Origin of the sequence: Segetibacter sp. (genome assembly GCF_025963695.1) — a bacterium.
GTDB lineage: Bacteria > Bacteroidota > Bacteroidia > Chitinophagales > Chitinophagaceae > Segetibacter.
Map to the genome: position 1 here is coordinate 104376 of NZ_JAOQAH010000040.1, position 16998 is coordinate 121373.

The 16998-nt window shown below is 38.6% G+C and carries 19 protein-coding genes and 1 tRNA gene; 11 read left to right on the forward strand and 9 right to left on the reverse strand.

What is annotated here, in order from left to right:
- Positions 1 to 39 precede the first annotated feature (39 nt).
- Complete coding sequence (locus tag JWR87_RS07160; protein ID WP_297817536.1) at positions 40 to 312, forward strand: hypothetical protein; 273 nt, start codon at positions 40 to 42, stop codon at positions 310 to 312.
- Between the two features lie 643 nt (positions 313 to 955).
- On the opposite strand, the gene JWR87_RS07165 is transcribed toward JWR87_RS07160, so the two are convergent.
- Positions 956 to 1576, reverse strand: coding sequence for a ribonuclease HII (locus JWR87_RS07165; RefSeq protein ID WP_297817539.1), 621 nt, complete (start codon positions 1574 to 1576; stop codon positions 956 to 958).
- Positions 1577 to 1774: 198 nt separating this feature from the next.
- On the opposite strand from JWR87_RS07165, the gene JWR87_RS07170 reads away from it, so the two are divergent.
- Positions 1775 to 2839 (forward strand): COX15/CtaA family protein, encoded by a 1065-nt coding sequence (locus tag JWR87_RS07170; protein WP_297817544.1) that lies wholly within the window; start codon positions 1775 to 1777, stop codon positions 2837 to 2839.
- A 122-nt stretch (positions 2840 to 2961) separates the two neighbouring features.
- On the opposite strand, the gene JWR87_RS07175 is transcribed toward JWR87_RS07170, so the two are convergent.
- The 3 genes from JWR87_RS07175 to JWR87_RS07185 all read right to left on the reverse strand — a co-directional run bounded on the left by JWR87_RS07175 (position 2962) and on the right by JWR87_RS07185 (position 5453).
- Complete coding sequence (locus JWR87_RS07175; protein WP_297817546.1) at positions 2962 to 3897, reverse strand: YegS/Rv2252/BmrU family lipid kinase; 936 nt, start codon at positions 3895 to 3897, stop codon at positions 2962 to 2964.
- 13 nt (positions 3898 to 3910) lie between these two features.
- The gene (locus JWR87_RS07180) at positions 3911 to 4345 is read right to left on the reverse strand and encodes a hypothetical protein (RefSeq protein WP_297817549.1); all 435 of its coding nucleotides are present in this window, start codon (positions 4343 to 4345) and stop codon (positions 3911 to 3913) included.
- A gap of 64 nt (positions 4346 to 4409) precedes the next feature.
- On the reverse strand, positions 4410 to 5453 hold the full coding sequence (locus tag JWR87_RS07185; RefSeq protein WP_297817552.1) for a beta-ketoacyl-ACP synthase III: 1044 nt from the start codon (positions 5451 to 5453) through the stop codon (positions 4410 to 4412).
- Positions 5454 to 5781: 328 nt separating this feature from the next.
- On the opposite strand from JWR87_RS07185, the gene JWR87_RS07190 reads away from it, so the two are divergent.
- Together JWR87_RS07190 and JWR87_RS07195 are read left to right on the forward strand one after the other, a co-directional pair.
- Positions 5782 to 6003 (forward strand): DUF2905 domain-containing protein, encoded by a 222-nt coding sequence (locus tag JWR87_RS07190; protein ID WP_297817557.1) that lies wholly within the window; start codon positions 5782 to 5784, stop codon positions 6001 to 6003.
- 178 nt (positions 6004 to 6181) lie between these two features.
- A complete protein-coding gene (locus tag JWR87_RS07195) occupies positions 6182 to 7156 on the forward strand; it encodes a T9SS type A sorting domain-containing protein (RefSeq protein WP_297817560.1) in 975 nt (324 codons plus the stop codon).
- Between the two features lie 116 nt (positions 7157 to 7272).
- Here JWR87_RS07195 and JWR87_RS07200 read toward each other — a convergent pair whose 3' ends face one another.
- Positions 7273 to 7542 carry a hypothetical protein gene (locus JWR87_RS07200; protein WP_297817563.1) on the reverse strand — a complete coding sequence of 90 codons (270 nt, stop codon included), beginning with the start codon at positions 7540 to 7542 and terminating at the stop codon, positions 7273 to 7275.
- Between the two features lie 219 nt (positions 7543 to 7761).
- Here JWR87_RS07200 and typA point away from each other — a divergent pair, with 219 nt between their 5' ends.
- From typA to JWR87_RS07220, 4 genes are all read left to right on the forward strand, one after another.
- Positions 7762 to 9567, forward strand: a complete 1806-nt coding sequence (gene typA, locus JWR87_RS07205; RefSeq protein ID WP_297817566.1) for a translational GTPase TypA — start codon at positions 7762 to 7764, stop codon at positions 9565 to 9567.
- A gap of 190 nt (positions 9568 to 9757) precedes the next feature.
- Positions 9758 to 10036, forward strand: a complete 279-nt coding sequence (locus JWR87_RS07210; RefSeq protein WP_297817569.1) for a hypothetical protein — start codon at positions 9758 to 9760, stop codon at positions 10034 to 10036.
- Between the two features lie 66 nt (positions 10037 to 10102).
- Entirely contained in the window at positions 10103 to 10807 is a 705-nt protein-coding gene (trmB, locus tag JWR87_RS07215) for a tRNA (guanosine(46)-N7)-methyltransferase TrmB (RefSeq protein ID WP_297817572.1), read from the forward strand.
- Between the two features lie 40 nt (positions 10808 to 10847).
- Positions 10848 to 10985 (forward strand): DUF5522 domain-containing protein, encoded by a 138-nt coding sequence (locus JWR87_RS07220; protein WP_297817592.1) that lies wholly within the window; start codon positions 10848 to 10850, stop codon positions 10983 to 10985.
- Between the two features lie 71 nt (positions 10986 to 11056).
- Here the strand turns inward: JWR87_RS07220 and JWR87_RS07225 are convergent, their stop codons facing one another.
- Positions 11057 to 12049 carry an aspartate-semialdehyde dehydrogenase gene (locus JWR87_RS07225; RefSeq protein ID WP_297817575.1) on the reverse strand — a complete coding sequence of 331 codons (993 nt, stop codon included), beginning with the start codon at positions 12047 to 12049 and terminating at the stop codon, positions 11057 to 11059.
- Between the two features lie 499 nt (positions 12050 to 12548).
- Between JWR87_RS07225 and JWR87_RS07230 the strand changes: the two genes are divergently transcribed.
- Positions 12549 to 14270: a lamin tail domain-containing protein gene (locus tag JWR87_RS07230; protein ID WP_297817578.1), complete on the forward strand. Its 1722-nt coding sequence runs from the start codon at positions 12549 to 12551 to the stop codon at positions 14268 to 14270.
- Positions 14271 to 14280: 10 nt separating this feature from the next.
- On the opposite strand, the gene JWR87_RS07235 is transcribed toward JWR87_RS07230, so the two are convergent.
- Together JWR87_RS07235 and JWR87_RS07240 are read right to left on the reverse strand one after the other, a co-directional pair.
- Positions 14281 to 14706, reverse strand: coding sequence for a Fur family transcriptional regulator (locus JWR87_RS07235; RefSeq protein WP_297817581.1), 426 nt, complete (start codon positions 14704 to 14706; stop codon positions 14281 to 14283).
- 20 nt (positions 14707 to 14726) lie between these two features.
- On the reverse strand, positions 14727 to 15386 hold the full coding sequence (locus tag JWR87_RS07240) for an SCO family protein (RefSeq protein WP_297817584.1): 660 nt from the start codon (positions 15384 to 15386) through the stop codon (positions 14727 to 14729).
- Between the two features lie 109 nt (positions 15387 to 15495).
- On the opposite strand from JWR87_RS07240, the gene JWR87_RS07245 reads away from it, so the two are divergent.
- Entirely contained in the window at positions 15496 to 15888 is a 393-nt protein-coding gene (locus JWR87_RS07245; RefSeq protein WP_297817586.1) for a MerC domain-containing protein, read from the forward strand.
- A 15-nt stretch (positions 15889 to 15903) separates the two neighbouring features.
- Here JWR87_RS07245 and JWR87_RS07250 read toward each other — a convergent pair whose 3' ends face one another.
- Positions 15904 to 16518, reverse strand: a complete 615-nt coding sequence (locus JWR87_RS07250) for an HAD family phosphatase (protein WP_297817589.1) — start codon at positions 16516 to 16518, stop codon at positions 15904 to 15906.
- A gap of 66 nt (positions 16519 to 16584) precedes the next feature.
- Here JWR87_RS07250 and JWR87_RS07255 point away from each other — a divergent pair.
- Positions 16585 to 16661, forward strand: a tRNA-Ile gene (locus tag JWR87_RS07255).
- Positions 16662 to 16998: the final 337 nt, after the last annotated feature.

Below are 16998 nucleotides of genomic sequence, written 5' to 3' on the forward strand. Positions count from 1 at the left end.
AGTAGCGTATGCCATCGTTTAATTAAAAATTCCGAAAAAATGAATAATATCAACAGTTATATTACCCAGCTAAACTTTCTATTGCTAGGGCTGGGGATATTCTCGTTTTTTATTAAGATGGTGCTGTATTATAAAGTAGAAAAAGGATGGGACCCGGTAAGATTTTTACGTTTTTCAAGGGTAGACTTAAAAATGACGGTAAGTAAAGATTTACGTAATTCGAGAAAAACCCAAAACTTGCTAACGAAACTGTTTCTCACGTTTATCTTATTATTTGGCATGTCTACGTTTTTTCGGATTATTATTAGTTAGAACTTGAAGGGGTTCGGTTCTTCCAGGCGATGTGTTTATTTTAAAAAATGAATGCATCGCTTTTTTATTCTCTTTCCTTCTTTAATTTCCGTTACTTTCTACATAGCCTGAACGTGCGCCAAAGGGAAGTGAAGTAGGGAAAAGTTTCAAGTTCTTAGTTTGGAGTTAGGTAATGGCGGTCGGCTGTTGAGGGTTAGCGCGGCGTTGATTGCTTAATTGGTTGATTGCTTCATTGTTCTTTTCTTCCATCTATCTTTTTTCCTTCACCTTCTGTTTTTAAATATACCCCCATATGCCGGTCATCGCTATTCAGGCCCCAAATAGAAGGAGTGCGGCTACAGAAAGCGCTACCCTTGTTTATAAAGAATGAGACTTTATTGCATGGAAAACCTTTTTTTAAAGAACCGTTTTTTTTAAGCCAACTAAAGTACTGCTAGAGGCATATGTTGCGTCGCACTCTTCAACATTTTTTTATTTAATCAGCCATTTAAAAGTTGCTATTCCAAATCATTTCATCCAAAATCGATCATTTCTTAATCTCTTGTTTCATAAACGGAAGTACAGTTTCAGGCGGACAAGTTGGGACAGGTAAAGGAGGTGATGTAAAAATTATACTTCTATAATAATTTGATGCGAGTAAGAATTACATCATAATATTCTCTTCCTTAAAATGGATGGCAAGTTGACTTGGATTAATATTAAAACTCAGGCGGTGATATTTGCATAAGCCATATTCCTGTATCGCTAAGCGATGTTCTTCGGTACCGTAGCCTTTGTTATTGTTCCAGTTATAGAGAGGGTATTCGTGATGCAGGTTTTTCATGTACTCGTCACGGTACGTCTTTGCAAGTACACTCGCAGCAGCTATAGAGGAGTAAAGTCCGTCGCCTTTAATAATACATTTGTGTTTTACATCCTGGTAGGGCGTAAACCTATTCCCGTCAATTAAAAGATATTTAGGACGTTTTTTTAAATTATCTAAAGCAAGATGCATTGCTTTAAATGACGCACGTAAAATATTGATGCGATCAATTTCGTCATGATCAACTTTAGCAACACTATAACAAAGGGCTTCTTTTTCAATAACCGGCCGTAGTTCATTTCGCTGCGCTTCAGACAATTGCTTGCTGTCATTTAAGAAAGGATGATGAAAATCTTTGGGGAGAATGACGGCAGCAGCGAAAACCGGACCTGCGTAGCAACCTCTTCCAGCTTCATCGCAACCGGCTTCAACATATCTTTTCTGGTAGTAGGGCTGTAACATCTCTATTACAAAAATGCGTGTTCAATTTTGAAATTCGAAAGAAATAGCCAAAGATTCTTCAAAAAGTTATTACCATGGTTTTACCACTAATTTTGCCCCGCAAAAGTGAAACATTTAAAAGTGAATGGTGAACGGATCACTCTCCTGTGATGTTTCACTTCTTGCGCCTCCACTTTAGTTGAAGCACTAAGACAAAATATGCAACAAGACAAGTCAACAAGAATTGTAGCTAACTGGATTTTTTTAGGAGTAGCAATGTTAATTATCCAGGTTTTGTTGGGCGGAATAACGAGGCTAACCGGTTCGGGATTATCAATAACCGAATGGAAGCCAATTATGGGAGCGATGCCACCAACGAGCGAAACAGAATGGCAGGTGGTTTTCGATAAGTACCAACAGATAGCTCAATATAAGTTCCTCAACACACACTTTACGCTTACCAATTTTAAATTCATTTTCTTCTGGGAGTGGTTTCACCGCTTATGGGCAAGATTAATAGGGGTGGTTTTTCTTATTCCTTTTATTTACTTCTTAGCAAAAAAATACTTTAAACAATGGATGGTCTTGCCGCTTGTAATCTTGTTTCTACTAGGCGCATTGCAGGGAGCCATTGGTTGGATAATGGTACAAAGCGGGTTGAACGACAACGACCTTTATGTAAGTCACATAAGATTGGCCGTGCATTTTATGGCCGCAATGATTTTAATAAGTTATGCCCTCGTGTTTGGATTGAAATTATTACTCGATCCGGCCCAGCGAATAGTGCAAGCAAAGTTGCTAAATGGGGCTATTGCTATAACAGCGTTAATTTTCATTCAGTTGACTTTCGGTGCTTTTATGGCCGGGTTGAAAGCTGCAACTGCGGCTCCAACATGGCCAGACATAAATGGAATGATGGTTCCTAAAGGAATTTTTTCTAGCGAGGTCTTTCCGCAAAATATTATTTATGACAAAATAGGTGTACACTTTGTACACCGTACACTTGCTTACCTGATTGCTATATTCATACTTATTTGGTGGTTTACTGCCAGGTCTATTTCCAATTCTGCTGCTTTTAATAGAGCTAAAAATGCGGCCGTATCTCTTGTGGTCGTGCAGGTTATCCTTGGCGTTTTTACTGTTTTAAGCAGCCCTAAAATGGTAGCGGGAAAGTTTGGCACTTTTGAGTGGCTGGCAGAAATTCACCAGCTTACAGGCATGCTGCTACTGTTAGCAATGGTTGCTGTAGTTTACGTGTTAGGTAAAAAGAAGACGGTTTATTAAAAAACACAACTACTTCATTAAAATTGCTGCCGGTCGTTCACAAAAGAACTAAATTCCTGTTTCGTTTCAATTGCAGAAGTATCGGCATCAGCAGCTCCAACAGGTATAGGCCCACTGACTTATTAACTTTGATTCTTCTCTTTCGAATCTTGCTTCGACACCGGCATATATAACTTAAAGCATCTTCTGATCAGGTCAATTTTAAATTCATCGTTTGTCTCAGCCGGCTCGCCATCTATATGAAAGGGGGCAAGCTTAAGGTTGCGAATAGTAAGTGAAGATGCTTGAAAATAAAGGATGTTCTTCTGACACATGTCTTCAACAAACTGCTGAAGATTGTTGTTTCCTCTTATCTGTTGCAATATTGCAAACGGCAGTCTTGCTTTGTGCATTTTTTGCACAATTACAATGTCAAGTAGTCCATCATCCAGGTTAGCTTTTGGGGCAATGGTAAAATGGTTACCAAATTGGTTGCTATTAGCAATGCTTATGAAAAAGGCATCGGTAAAAAAAGAAAAATTATCATTAACTATTTGAAACTGGTAGGGGTGAGCTTTAAAATACTGAACAAGGCTTTGTTGTGTGTATGTTAACAAACCCCTCGATGCCTTGTTTGCAAAATCATGTGCTACCTGTGCATCAAAGCCAAGGCCACTAAGCATGCAGCTAAAATGATCATTTATTGTAAAGGCATCAACATATCCGATATTACCTTTAAAAACAACGTCAAGCGCTTTAGCGAAATTTTTTGGAATACCGGCGCCAAATGCAAGACCGTTGCCACTTCCCATTGGTATAATTCCAAAATTTACTCCTGTTTCATACAGCGAAGCAACTACCCGGTTGACTGTTCCATCGCCACCAACCATTACAACGTCGGTGATCGCATCTTTTGCAATCTTATCTTTCAAATAATCATAATCGCCGGCAGCATTTGTTTGTAGTATTTCAAAGTCAATAGACCTGGCTTTGGTTTTCTGCTGTATCAACTTTTCCAAACCATCTTTCTTGCCGGTGCCTGATACAGGGTTTATTAAATAAACAATTTTTTGTTGCATTGGACTCATTTGTTTAGTTCCATTCAATCTTACATATAAATATTCTTCTCACCCTTATGCGTGCGGCCAGCGCTTTATCAGTTGGCAATGAGGTAGTATAAATAAAAACAGGCTGCTTTTTCTCTTTCACCTTATTTAAAATGGATGCTTTAACAGAAACGGAACCGCTTTGTTTATTTACAGTTACAGTTTTTAAATTTCTATCATCTGCGCTGTTTACATAAAAAGTGCGGTTCCATCCTTTATTAGTATGCTCACTTTTATATGAAATTGTTATGCAATCCTTTTGCAGAAACTCTCTTTCTTTAATTGAGGCAACCGATGTCTCCTGGTCTGCAACCCCATTAAAAATTAATTGCTTATTAAAAAGAATTTTACAACTATCATTTGCTTTCGCATTTATGGTCATTAGTGTAACAAAAGCGAATAGGGTAATTAATTTGTTCATGCTATGATTTACAAAAACGCGAAGTTGAAGTCTTTAGGGAGAAAGAAATTTTTTTCAATAAACATTACCATCTGATTAACGCGCTGGCCCAGGTAAAGCCGCTACCAAAAGCAGCGAGGCATACTAAATCTCCCTGTTTTATTTTGCCCTCCTGCCAGGCTTCGCACAGCGCAATAGGTATACTTGCTGCAGTAGTATTTCCGTACCGCTGTATATTGTTGTAGACCTTTTCCGACGGCAATTTCAATATCTTTTGTAGCATTTGGCTTATTCTTAAATTTGCCTGGTGAGGGATAAGCATATCAATATCGGCGGGGCTCAAGCCGTGGGTATTTAAAGCCTCCATTATTACTTCCGGAAACTTTTCGATTGCTTTTTTAAAAACCGCCTGGCCATCCATTTTAGGAAAGTTCTGTTCTTTATCTATCATTGCATGGGTCATAAAAGCTTTGCCCATATCGTCGTTGTCAAAGTCAGCAAAATGTTCCCAATGATTGCCGTGAGTACCAGGGTTATACATGGCCAGCACTTCTGCACTATTACCATCGCTGTGCAGGTGAGTACTTAACATACCCCTTAAGTCATCTTCAGATGCCTGCAAAACCACCGCGCCTGCTCCGTCGCCAAAAATCACGCTTATATTTCTTCCTTTTGTACTAAAATCAAGCCCGAAAGAGTGCTTTTCACTACCTATCACCAGTATGTTTTTATACATCCCTGATTTTATGAACTGGTCACCCACGCTAATTGCATAAACAAATCCACTACATTGGTTACGAATATCTAATGCGCCAATTTCTTTCATTTTCATTTCGCGCTGTACCAATACACCACAGCCCGGAAAATAATAATCGGGGCTCAACGTAGCAAAAATGATGAAGTCAATATTTTGTGGAGTTAGGCCCGCTCTTTCGATAGCAATCTTAGCAGCCGCAATACCCATGGTGGTGGTAGTTTCGGCCTGCCTGCCGGCGTATCGCCGTTCTCGTATGCCGGTTCTTTCCTGTATCCATTCGTCACTGGTATCCATCAATTTGGTCAGGTCATTGTTAGTATAAATATTCTCGGGCACGTGCATGCCTATACCGGCAATAATACTTCTTGGCATTTCAATCGTTTTCACAGGAAAAGTAATGATTTTTAGAAATTATCAGTCCTTAAATTATCAGGCGTTAAAACTGTGGTGTCTTTTTAAGCAGGGAGACTTTTGAAGCCTGCTATTTCACTCTTTTCAACATCGTTGTGTCACACTCTTATACCTTTATTCTTTATTCAACTTTGTTTGCCGTTTTGTTTGCTAGCTCTGTGGCTCGTTATAAGTGCTACCGTTTTCTAAATACACAACCATTTTGTAAAGCCGCCATATTTTAAAGTCTTAGGTCATTATTTTCTTTTCCTTTCCTCCATCAATATTGCTTCACGTATAACTTTACCATATGAACCAGCAGGCAGGAAAATATATTATTTTTTTTGGCGCCGCCATTATTGCTATAGGTCTTATTATCTATTTATTTCCCAATGCTTTTAAGTGGTTTGGGCACTTGCCCGGAGACATTAGAATTGAAAAACAAAATTTTAAGGTCTATTTCCCTATAGTTACTATGATTTTGCTGAGTTTGCTGCTTACTTTGATATTAAATCTTTTTAAAAGACTGTAAAACTCGACGAGGAAAGGATGACATAAAAAGATGTAGTACAAGTGAGTGACACAACCGCAGCACAAGATTGAACAAATGTTGGCCTCCCAAATAACTTTCCCGGTCTTACTAATTTAATTATGCAGGCAACCTCCTAACCTGAAACTCGTATGTAAAGTTGAAACCAAAAAGACTTTATATGCTCAAACTTAACTTTTTCTTTTTACTGATTTCTTCTTACGGAATAGTGAATGCTCAAAGCGTTTGGAACGGGCCAACGATAACTTTTACAAAGGCTAACGGAGTAAGCCCTTCGAGTGCTGCCGGCCAGGATAAAATAACTAATCACGTGTGGCTAACAAGAGGTGCCAACGAAGGGATTTTTAATATCGTGGCCGAAACCGGATATGATCAGCGCGGCGTTAGTCCCGCTGGTACTGAGTGGGCGTACGGAAGTCTTAACAATTACAATACGCTGGATTATAAATCGTGGGAAGGCTTCAATGGACAAAAGCCGCCGTCAATGGTAAATAAACCGGCGGTTTTACATTTAATAGCAGACAATACCTATATCGGGATAACTTTTACAAGTTGGGGTGGTGCGGGCACCGGTGCCTTTTCTTATACCCGCACAACGGCCACCACGTTGCCTATTACATTAAAAGATTTTTCCGCAACTATCAGCAAGCAAAATGCTTTATTAAAATGGTCAACGGTTACAGAAATTGATAATGATCATTTTGAAATTGAACATAGTGTAAACGGTCGAGAATTTTCATCAATCGCCGAGGTAAAGGCGAATGGGACGTCTGCAATAGAACGCTCCTATACTTATTTGCACGAGAATGTTTCTGCTGGAAAGCACTTTTACCGTATAATAGATGTTGATAAAACGGGCAACAAACGCTATTCTCAAATCATTACTTTATCATCAGGCGCAGCATTTACAATGCATGTTTATCCTAACCCTGCAACATCGTTTATTTCTGTTATAACTTCTTTGTTACTTAAGGGAACCGCTTTTTCCATTAATTCTCTTTCAGGACAGTTGCTTTTGAGGGGAAAATTAAATGAGCAGCAAATAGATATTCAAAAGTTGTCGGCCGGGCAATATTGGTTGACACTTAAAGCAAACAACGGGAAAATGTTGAAAGCGCAGTTTTTTAAAAAATAGTCTAAGCGTTTCGTGATTATAAACGCATAAAAGCCAGGAAATCTTTTTTCCTGGCTTTTAACTTAATGTTTCAGAAATTATTTTGAAACAAAAATTGGTAGGAGGTAACAAAGCGATTAGTCGTGGCCTCCTGTGTTATCGTTTCCTTCACTTGCATCTGGTAATCCTGGGGTACCACCGGTAGCTCCTCCCATATCAGTCTTATTACCTGTATTTTCTTTGGCTTGTTTTGCTTCGCCCTCTTGTCCCCCGTCAGCAATATGCGGAGCCGGGCCTGTACCTACATTGGCATTTGCATCTTTTGAAAAAGTGCTTTCAACTCCAGCTTTTTTGCCTTTGTTTTCTTCGCCGCCAGCCAGGTCATTGTATTTCGTGTCGAGATTCATAAACTGTTTTTTTATAGTTACCGAAATTTCCATGCCATTTCAAATTTACAATAACTTTTAAGTATTATTAAGATTATAGTAACCCTTAACAGAAGGAAAAACCGTTGCAAAACCATACATTTGCGCTCTTAAACCCCCTGCCTCCCATAAGGGGGAATTTTTTTAAGGGGAATTATTAATTTTTAATATAAAAGGTCCTTTAGGGATTTTAGGGTTTTTATGAATATCAGAAACATCGCCATTATTGCGCACGTTGACCACGGTAAAACTACATTGGTTGACAGAATTCTTCATCAAACCAATGTTTTCCGTGCAAACCAGGAAACGGGTGAATTAATTATGGATAGTAATGATCTTGAAAGAGAAAGAGGAATTACTATTTTCAGTAAAAATGCTTCTGTAGTTTACAAAGACGTAAAAATTAATGTAATCGATACTCCAGGTCACGCTGACTTTGGTGGTGAAGTAGAAAGGGTTTTGAAAATGGCGGACGGTGTTTGCCTTTTGGTAGATGCTTTTGAAGGCCCAATGCCTCAAACGCGGTTTGTATTACAAAAGGCACTTCAGTTAAACCTAAAGCCAATTGTAATTATTAATAAAGTTGATAAGCCTAATTGCCGTCCTGACGAAGTTCATGATGCAGTTTTTGAATTGTTTTTTAACCTTGATGCTACTGAAGAACAGCTCGATTTTCCTACCTTTTATGGTTCCGGAAAAAACGGTTGGTTCAATAGCAAAAACGAGCAGTGCGAAGACATTACTCCGTTGCTAGATGGCATACTGAAATATGTTCCTGAACCAAAAATTCCGGAAGGAAATCTGCAGCTACAAATTACTTCTTTGGATTATTCAACTTTCCTTGGCCGTGTTGCTATCGGAAAAGTAATTCGCGGAGGTATCAAAGAAGGTCAGCCATTTAGCCTGGTTACAGCAAATGGCATTAAAAAATCAAAAGTTAAAGAATTGTACATATTTGAATCTTTGGGTAAGAGAAAAGTTCCCGAAGTTTTAGCCGGTGATATTTGTGCCGTTGTTGGTCTCGAAGATTTTACAATTGGTGATACCATTGCAGATATCGAAAATCCCGAAGGCTTACCAGTGGTAAGTGTTGATGAACCTACCATGAGTATGATGTTTAGCATCAACAACTCTCCTTTCTTTGGTAAAGATGGCAAGTTCGTTACATCACGTCACCTTCGTGACCGTTTAATGAAAGAAACCGAAAAGAACCTTGCATTAAGAGTAGAAGATACAGACAGTGCTGATAGCTTCAATGTGTTTGGTCGTGGTATTCTTCACTTAGGCGTATTGGTTGAAACGATGCGTCGTGAAGGTTACGAACTCACCGTTGGTAATCCACAGGTATTGGTTAAAACAATTGATGGTAAAAAACACGAGCCTTACGAGATACTTGTTGTTGACGTACCGCAAGAATTGAGTGGTAAAGTAATTGACCTTGTTACCCAACGTAAAGGCGAGATGCTTATCATGGAAAGCAAAGGCGAAATGCAACACCTTGAGTTCGATATTCCTTCGAGAGGTTTGATTGGACTTCGTTCTCAAATGCTTACCAACACACAAGGTGAAGCCGTTATGGCTCACCGCTTTAGCGAATACAAACCGTGGAAAGGGTTTATTCCTGGAAGAAGCAATGGCGTTTTGATTTCTAAGAATACCGAAAAAACTACAGGATACTCGATAGACAAATTACAGGATCGTGGTAAGTTCTTTGTTGACCCAGGAGAAGAGGTGTACACAGGCCAAATTATTGCGGAGCACATTAAGCCAGGAGATCTTGTTGTAAATGCAACAGAGCCTAAAAAATTAACCAACCACCGTGCAAGCGGTAGCGACGATGCTTCGCGCATTGCTCCCAAAACTTTGTTGACTTTGGAAGAATGTATGGAGTACATACAGCAGGATGAGTGTATTGAGGTAACTCCTAAGCACATTCGTATGCGTAAGGTATTTCTCGACGAAGAATCAAGAAAGCGGGATACTAAAAAAGCTGAAACTGTAGCATAACCTATTATAATTGATAATAAGGAAGGCTGTTTTCAATAAAATGAAAGCAGCCTTTTTATATCAATTAGATTTTGTATCAAGCTTCATCTCTTCATTAAACTTTTGTTGCGACGCAGTACGTTCATCTGTTGTATATCTTTGAAACAGTTTTTTGAGTTTATTAATTATTCATATCAACTTCGATTGAACCATGGGACCACTTTTTGAGGCAAAAGCTTTGTACGACAACGAGTACGCGCTGTATAACATTTACCGAATGGAACGTGAAAAGTACAAAGCTGAATTGATCATTGATAATGACGAAGATTCTAAGTCTACCGCTCCGAAAGAACTTATTGTAAGCAAGAAAGACGGTAAATGGCACATTGAAGACACAAGATTTAACGAACTCGGTACAACGTTGGGCGTAGAGATCGATGCATTTAACAATGGTTACGGAGCGCTTCTTGGTCGTATAGGCATGGGCTAATAAATAACACTTCGAGACCTTTTTCCTTGTTCGATACAATTCTTATAATTGTTACTTTTGCCCGCTATGGGCCAAAAAAAATTACAGCGTTTTTCAGAGATAAAAAGTTTTTCAAATGTTCTAGAGTATCCAACGGGTATGAAAGGGCAATGGAAAAACTTTTTTAATAACACTAACCCTATTGTATTAGAGCTTGCTTGCGGAAAAGGAGAATATGCTGTAGGGCTTGGAAGATTGCATCCTGAAAAGAATTTTATCGGATTAGACATTAAGGGCAACCGGATGTGGGTAGGTGCAAAAACGGCACTTAACGAAGGATTAAATAATATAGCTTTCATACGCACGCAAATAGAAAAAATTACAGACTATTTCGCTGAACGTGAGGTGTCAGAAATATGGATAACCTTTCCCGACCCGCAGTTACGTATAAGCAAAGCAAAGAAGCGGTTGACGCATCCAAGGTTTTTACGCTTGTATCAATCCATCATGGCAAATAACGGGGTAATTAATCTTAAAACAGACAGCCCCGATTTATACAACTTCACAAAGCAAGTCGTAAACATATCAGGATTGACGTTGTTAGAAGATATTGTTGATGTATATGCTGAAGCGGAAGTAAGGGGTGACCTGAAAATTCAGACACACTACGAAAAGCTTGATATCGCTAAAAGCAACCGCATACACTACCTTAAATTTTTGATGGATAAAAATCTGCCTACCGCACTAGACGAACAACTAAAACAGTTATTAATTGAAACAGAAGCTGGTTGAGGGTGAAGATTTTTATTACAACGAAATGCGCTTTTTTGTCATGACCGAAAAGTATCACTTAAAAAGAGGCTTTTGTTGCGGAAACGGATGTAAGCACTGCCCCTACAATTTTGAGAAAGTTAGCGAACCTAAAAGAAGTGAGCTAATTAAAAAAAAGAACACGGATAATACCAAATGAAAGGATTTGCAAAAATCATTCAAATCCTTTCATTCCATCTAATCCGCGTCATCCGTGTTCTATCTTTATTCTTAACTCAATAAATTGTTCGCTATCAAATATTCCGCAATCTGAACTGCATTAGTGGCCGCTCCTTTCCGAAGGTTATCACTCACGATCCACATGTTCAAAGTATTTTCCTGGCTCTCATCTCTTCTCAGTCTACCAACAAATACATCATCTTTCTCATGCGCCCAAAGAGGCATTGGATAAATCTGTTCCTGGATGTTATCCTGTAACGTAATGCCCGGGGAGTCTGAAAGCAATTGCCTGACTTCATCCAGGTCAAAATCATTCTCAAACTCCACGTTTACACTTTCACTATGACCACCCATAACCGGTATCCGAACGGTTGTCGATGTTAGCCTGATGCTATCATCCTGCATAATCTTGCGCGTCTCATTTACCATCTTCATTTCTTCCTTGGTATAACCGTTTTCAAGAAACACGTCGATCTGAGGTATCACATTTAAATCAATCGGGTACTTGTAAGCCATCGGGCCTTCCAGGTTTTTCCTTTCGTTCATCAACTGCTCAACTGCTTTCACCCCCGTACCTGTAACACTTTGATAAGTACTTACCACAACCCTCGTAATCTTATATTTTTTATGCAAAGGCTGCAATGCAACCACCATTTGTATCGTAGAGCAATTAGGGTTTGCAATAATCTTATCCTCTTTAGTCAGTACCTCAGCGTTAACCTCGGGCACTACCAGTTTTTTAGCAGGGTCCATACGCCATGCGCTTGAATTATCAATCACAGTTATTCCAGCCTCAGCAAACTTTGGTGCCCACTCCAACGAGGTGCCTCCCCCCGCTGAAAACAGTGCTACATCAGGTTTGGCTGCAATTGCGTCTTCCATACTAACCACTTTAAATTTCTTGCCCTTAAAATCAATTTCTTTACCCACTGATCTTGCTGAAGCAACCGGCAATAGTTCTGTTACGGGGAAGTTACGTTCCGTTAGTACCTGCAACATTTTGGTTCCTACAAGGCCTGTCGCGCCTACAACTGCAACTTTCATTTTTAATTGTTTTTCTGTTTTTTGTTAAGAAATTATTTATTAGATCAACATCTTATCTTCCTGCAACATCCTTGTGTCACTCCCTTGTGCTGCAAAGTTTTATTCAGCTTTCTACCAGAACATCGAAAATGGAATATCGGTTATTTATACTCCTTAAATTCAATACTCAATACTCAATCAAGGCAACGTTACCATTTTTCAGTTTGGTGCCCTTTACTCCCCTTTGGAGATGCGGGCATAAAAAAAGCCTTCCGGTTAGGGAAGGCCTTACTATTATTTATACATGTACAAACGCAGTAACGGCTTCCCTTAGGGTAGCTGTTTCTTGGTGCGTTTAGTATATTGTCTTGCTGGTATCACTGTCGCGAAAATAAATACAAAAAAAGCGAATGACAAATCTTTTTTAATTCGAGCACAAAAGGTAACAATAATATCACCTATATTTTCAATCATTAAAAAAGGAAGGTATATTTAAAAGTAAACAGCAATAGAAGCTTTTATGCCGAAATTCCTCGTAAGCTTAGTTGCTTTTTGTTCTCTCTCATTGATGAAAGTACAGGCTCAGTTCCCACACCGCTTTGATGTTATAATTGATGAAGTTTTTGCTGACCCAACCCCGCGTATCGGCTTGCCTGACGCCGAGTTTATCGAGTTGAAAAACACCAGTGGAAAAGATATTAATCTACAGGGCTGGAGATTGAACAGCTTAAGCACAAGAAGTAGTTCATTTCCCTTGTACATACTTCCTGCTGATAGCTTTCTTATAATTTCAGGTGCCGGCAATAGTGCTCTATTTACTACTTATGGCAGGGTTCTCGGCATTGCTTCATTTCCCGCATTAGATAATTCTGAGGCAACCTTGTATTTAACCTCTAAAGAGGGAGTTACAATACATTCGGTTGGTTATAATAATACCTGGTTTAAGAACGATGTTAAAAGCAATGGCGGGTGGAGCGTGGAAATGATTGACACAAAAAATCCTTGTACGGGTTTTAATAACTGGAAAGCAAGTACTGATACAAGAGGCGGAACTCCCGGAACCAAAAATTCTGTTGATGCCAATAATGCTGATAATATTGCGCCTGCTCTTTTAAGAGCTGCCGCTGTAGATAGCATAACTATAGTGTTAACCTACAGCGAAATTGTTGATAGTGCTATAGCCGCGCTTCGGGGAAGTTATGGTATTAGCGACGGTATTGGGTCTCCTGTTAGTGCTGTTACAATTGCTCCTTTTTTTACCCAGGTCAGGCTTACGCTTTCTATACCCCTAACAAAAAACAAAGTGTATACTATAACAGTAAATAACATAGCAGACTGCAGTGGAAATATAATACAAGCAGTAAAAACGGCAAGGGTAGGCCTTGCAAGTATTGCTGATTCATTTGATGTAGTTGTGAATGAAATTTTATTCAATCCCAAATCAACCGCCGTTGACTATGTTGAGGTGTACAATCGTAGTAATGCGATTATTAACTTAAAAGATATTTATATAGCCAACAGGTCACCTTCAACCAATGCTTTAGTAAGCCTTCATCAGTTAACGACTGATGATATATTAATCTTTCCAACAGATTTTTTTGTTATTAGCGAAAGCGGATCTATTGTAAAGCAGAATTACTCACCACGAAATCCTGATAATTTTATAGATGTTTCTATGCCTTCTTTTCCGGACGACGCCGGGGTAATTGTTATACTTAACTCGCAAGGCAAAATAATAGACGAGCTTCACTACAGTTCAAAATGGCATTTGGCATTAATTGATAATGAAGAAGGAGTATCATTGGAAAGAGTAGACTATAACAAACCAACACAGAATAAAGACAACTGGACTTCTGCTGCATCTACGTCGGGCTATGGAACACCTTCTTACCAGAATTCTCAGTCAAGAGCTGCTTTTTCTGTAGTGGGCGAGGTAACCATAATACCCCCAACTTTCTCCCCAGATAATGATGGCTTTGAAGATTATGCTATTGTAAACATTAAAATCTCTGAACCTGGTTACGTAGCAAATGTTACCATTTTAGATGCAGCGGGAAGACCGATTAAGTATCTAGCTAAAAATGCAACACTTGCATCATCAGCTTTATTCAGATGGGATGGATTAGATGATAAATTTCACAAAGTTCCGGTAGGTGTATATGTATTTTATACAGAAGTGTTCAATTTAAATGGAAAGAAGCGTTCTTTTAAAAATACTGTTGTTGTGGCAGCAAGGTTTTAGATTGATATTTTTAGACCTGGCAATTTTTACAGATGCCTGTTACAACTACATCAATCACTTTCGGCTCAAATCCCTGCGGCAAGTCTACCTGCGGTGTAACAACTGAGTCAAGGCAATAAGTGATGTTGCAATTGTCACATACAAAATGCACGTGGTTATCATGATGATGGCCGGTAGATGAACAACTGTCTTTACAAAGTGCATATAAAACAGAGTTATCGGGGGTAGGTATTGTGTGAATAATGCCTTTTTCTACAAAAGTTTGTAAGGTTCGGTATATCGTAACCCTATCAAACTTTTCGTCTGTTTTTTTCTCAATATCACTATGAGCCATAGCACCATTGTGCTCCTTAAACAATTCAAGAATTTTCTTTCGGCTATCTGTTACGCTTAGCTGGTTACGCTTTAGTAGGTTATCAATTGAGGCTATTTGCATACGTTGTAAATTTATTCCTCTTACTGAGGATTATTGCCAAATACTCCATTCACAAATCCATTAGGACCTGCTTTTTCCTTCAAAAGCTTTCCAATGTCTTTGCTCAGCTTAGCCATCTCATCTTTTTTCAACGCATCATACACTCCACCCCTTACATTACCAACTTTATCCACCAAAGCTAGAAACTGGGTATGAATAAACTGGTCATCTAATTTCTCTACATTATTAGCGGGGTCATCTAGTAAATAACTTCCTCTTGCTGCTTTATATAAACTGTCTTTTCTTCCTGTAACCAATATCCACTTTTTAGTATCAATCTTCATGCTGTCAGCATAATGTCTCAGCCTTGGTACACTGTCAATCTCTGGTTGTACAGTATGAGCCAGGATCAAAAAGTCCGGATGGTCTTTGTATTCTCCATATATCTTTTTAAGACTTGTATTTAGTTTGGGGCAAATGCCCTTACAAGTTGTAAAGAAGTACTCTATCACCGTCACCTTACCTTTCAAATCACTTTCGTCTATTGTTCTTCCATCCTGATTAACAAAAGAAAATGGCTTTACATAACTAACTGTAGGAAGTTTTGCTCTCCAATTGTCGGTTCCTGCAAACACGAAATAAAAGAACAGGCAAGTAAGTATTATAAAAAAAATTCCGTAGCCCACTAGTTTTTTACTCATCATCTTTTCTTTAAAAGCAAAGTTACACTTCGGAATGTTAAGCCAATATTTAAAAAGAGTACTATAAATTATGCAACTTTGTTGCAAATCTATATCTTTGCCCTCTTCGATGAATAAAAAAATAAACTGGGATGCGTTGGGTATAACTGCTTCATTAGCCTGTGCAATTCATTGTGCTCTTTTGCCCCTGTTTTTTACAAGCTTGCCTATTTTGGGTGTTAATGTAATTGAGAATACATATTTCGAAATAATAATGGTAGTGTTAGCCTTTGCGGTTGGTACTTATTCATTGTATCATGGCTTCAAAAAACATCACCACACTCTTCTGCCATTCATTGTTTTTTCTGTCGGATTTGTATTCCTTATTTTAAAATTATTCTTTGTTCAATATGAAAACTGGCTACTCATTCCCGGAGTATTAGGAATTGTGCTTGCTCATATAATTAATTATAAATCGTGTCAGGTACATAATCACGCACACAAAGAAGATTGTAATCATTAAAAACAGATAAATAATCTACAGTTCTAAATCAAGCACTGTTTTTGGCGGCAACAACAGTATTGTTTGTAAACCCGCTTGCTTCGCACCTTCAATGTTGTTATAGGAGTCGTCAATGAACAAAGTTTCTTCTGCATTAAGATTTTCTAACGTGAGTAACTTTGTAAAAGACTCCGGATAAGGTTTTCGAAGTCCCAGGCTATGTGAATAATGTGCTTTTATAAAGTAATCGTCGAAGTTGTCCTTGCCAGTACATTGCTGGTAGGTCTTTTGAAAAGCCTCATAATGAATAATATTGGTGTTCGAATACAGGTAGATCTTGTACCTGAAACCTATCTCCTCAAGCCAGCTCAATCTTGCAACCGGAAATCGTCCGAGCATTGCATTCCAGGCATCTCTTATTTGTTCATCGGTTAATGATACCCCGAGTTCATGCCTAAAACGCTCATAAAATTCTTCAGGTGTCACTTTCCCTGTTTCTAACTCTTCAAAAAGGGTAGAAGCGGTATGTTGCGTATAATAATCACTAAAGTTTGTAACACCAAGAGAAACAAAGGCGCTTTCAGTAGCTTTGAAGTCAATATCTATAAAAATGCCTCCCAGGTCGAATAGGATGTTTTTTATTTTTCTCATAAATGCAAAAATAATGAAGCGGGAAATGCGAAAACTTTTATATTTGCAGCCGCTTCAAGAGAAGCAGGGCCTATAGCTCAGCTGGTTAGAGCACCTGACTCATAATCAGGTGGTCCTAGGTTCAAATCCTAGTGGGCCCACCAAATACGCATCAATTTCTTGAAAAAGCCGTGACAACTCAATGATTTGCACGGCTTTTTCATTTCCCCCTGCTTAATAAACAATATCAAATAAATCGGTCACCTTTTCCGTAACCAAAAACGTTTTTTTTAAATTTAGGTTACCGAATTTAATTGAAACCCATATTACATCCAGTTGATTTAACGATTATGCCAGAAAAACAACCTGTAGAAAATAAGAAATTAGTTGAATACCTTGAAGGACCGCGAAGCCGCTGGAGAGAATATAAGTTCGCACTGACTGTCTTTTGGCAATTTGTAAGGGCAACCAGAACACTGCATTATGTAGGGCCGTGTATAA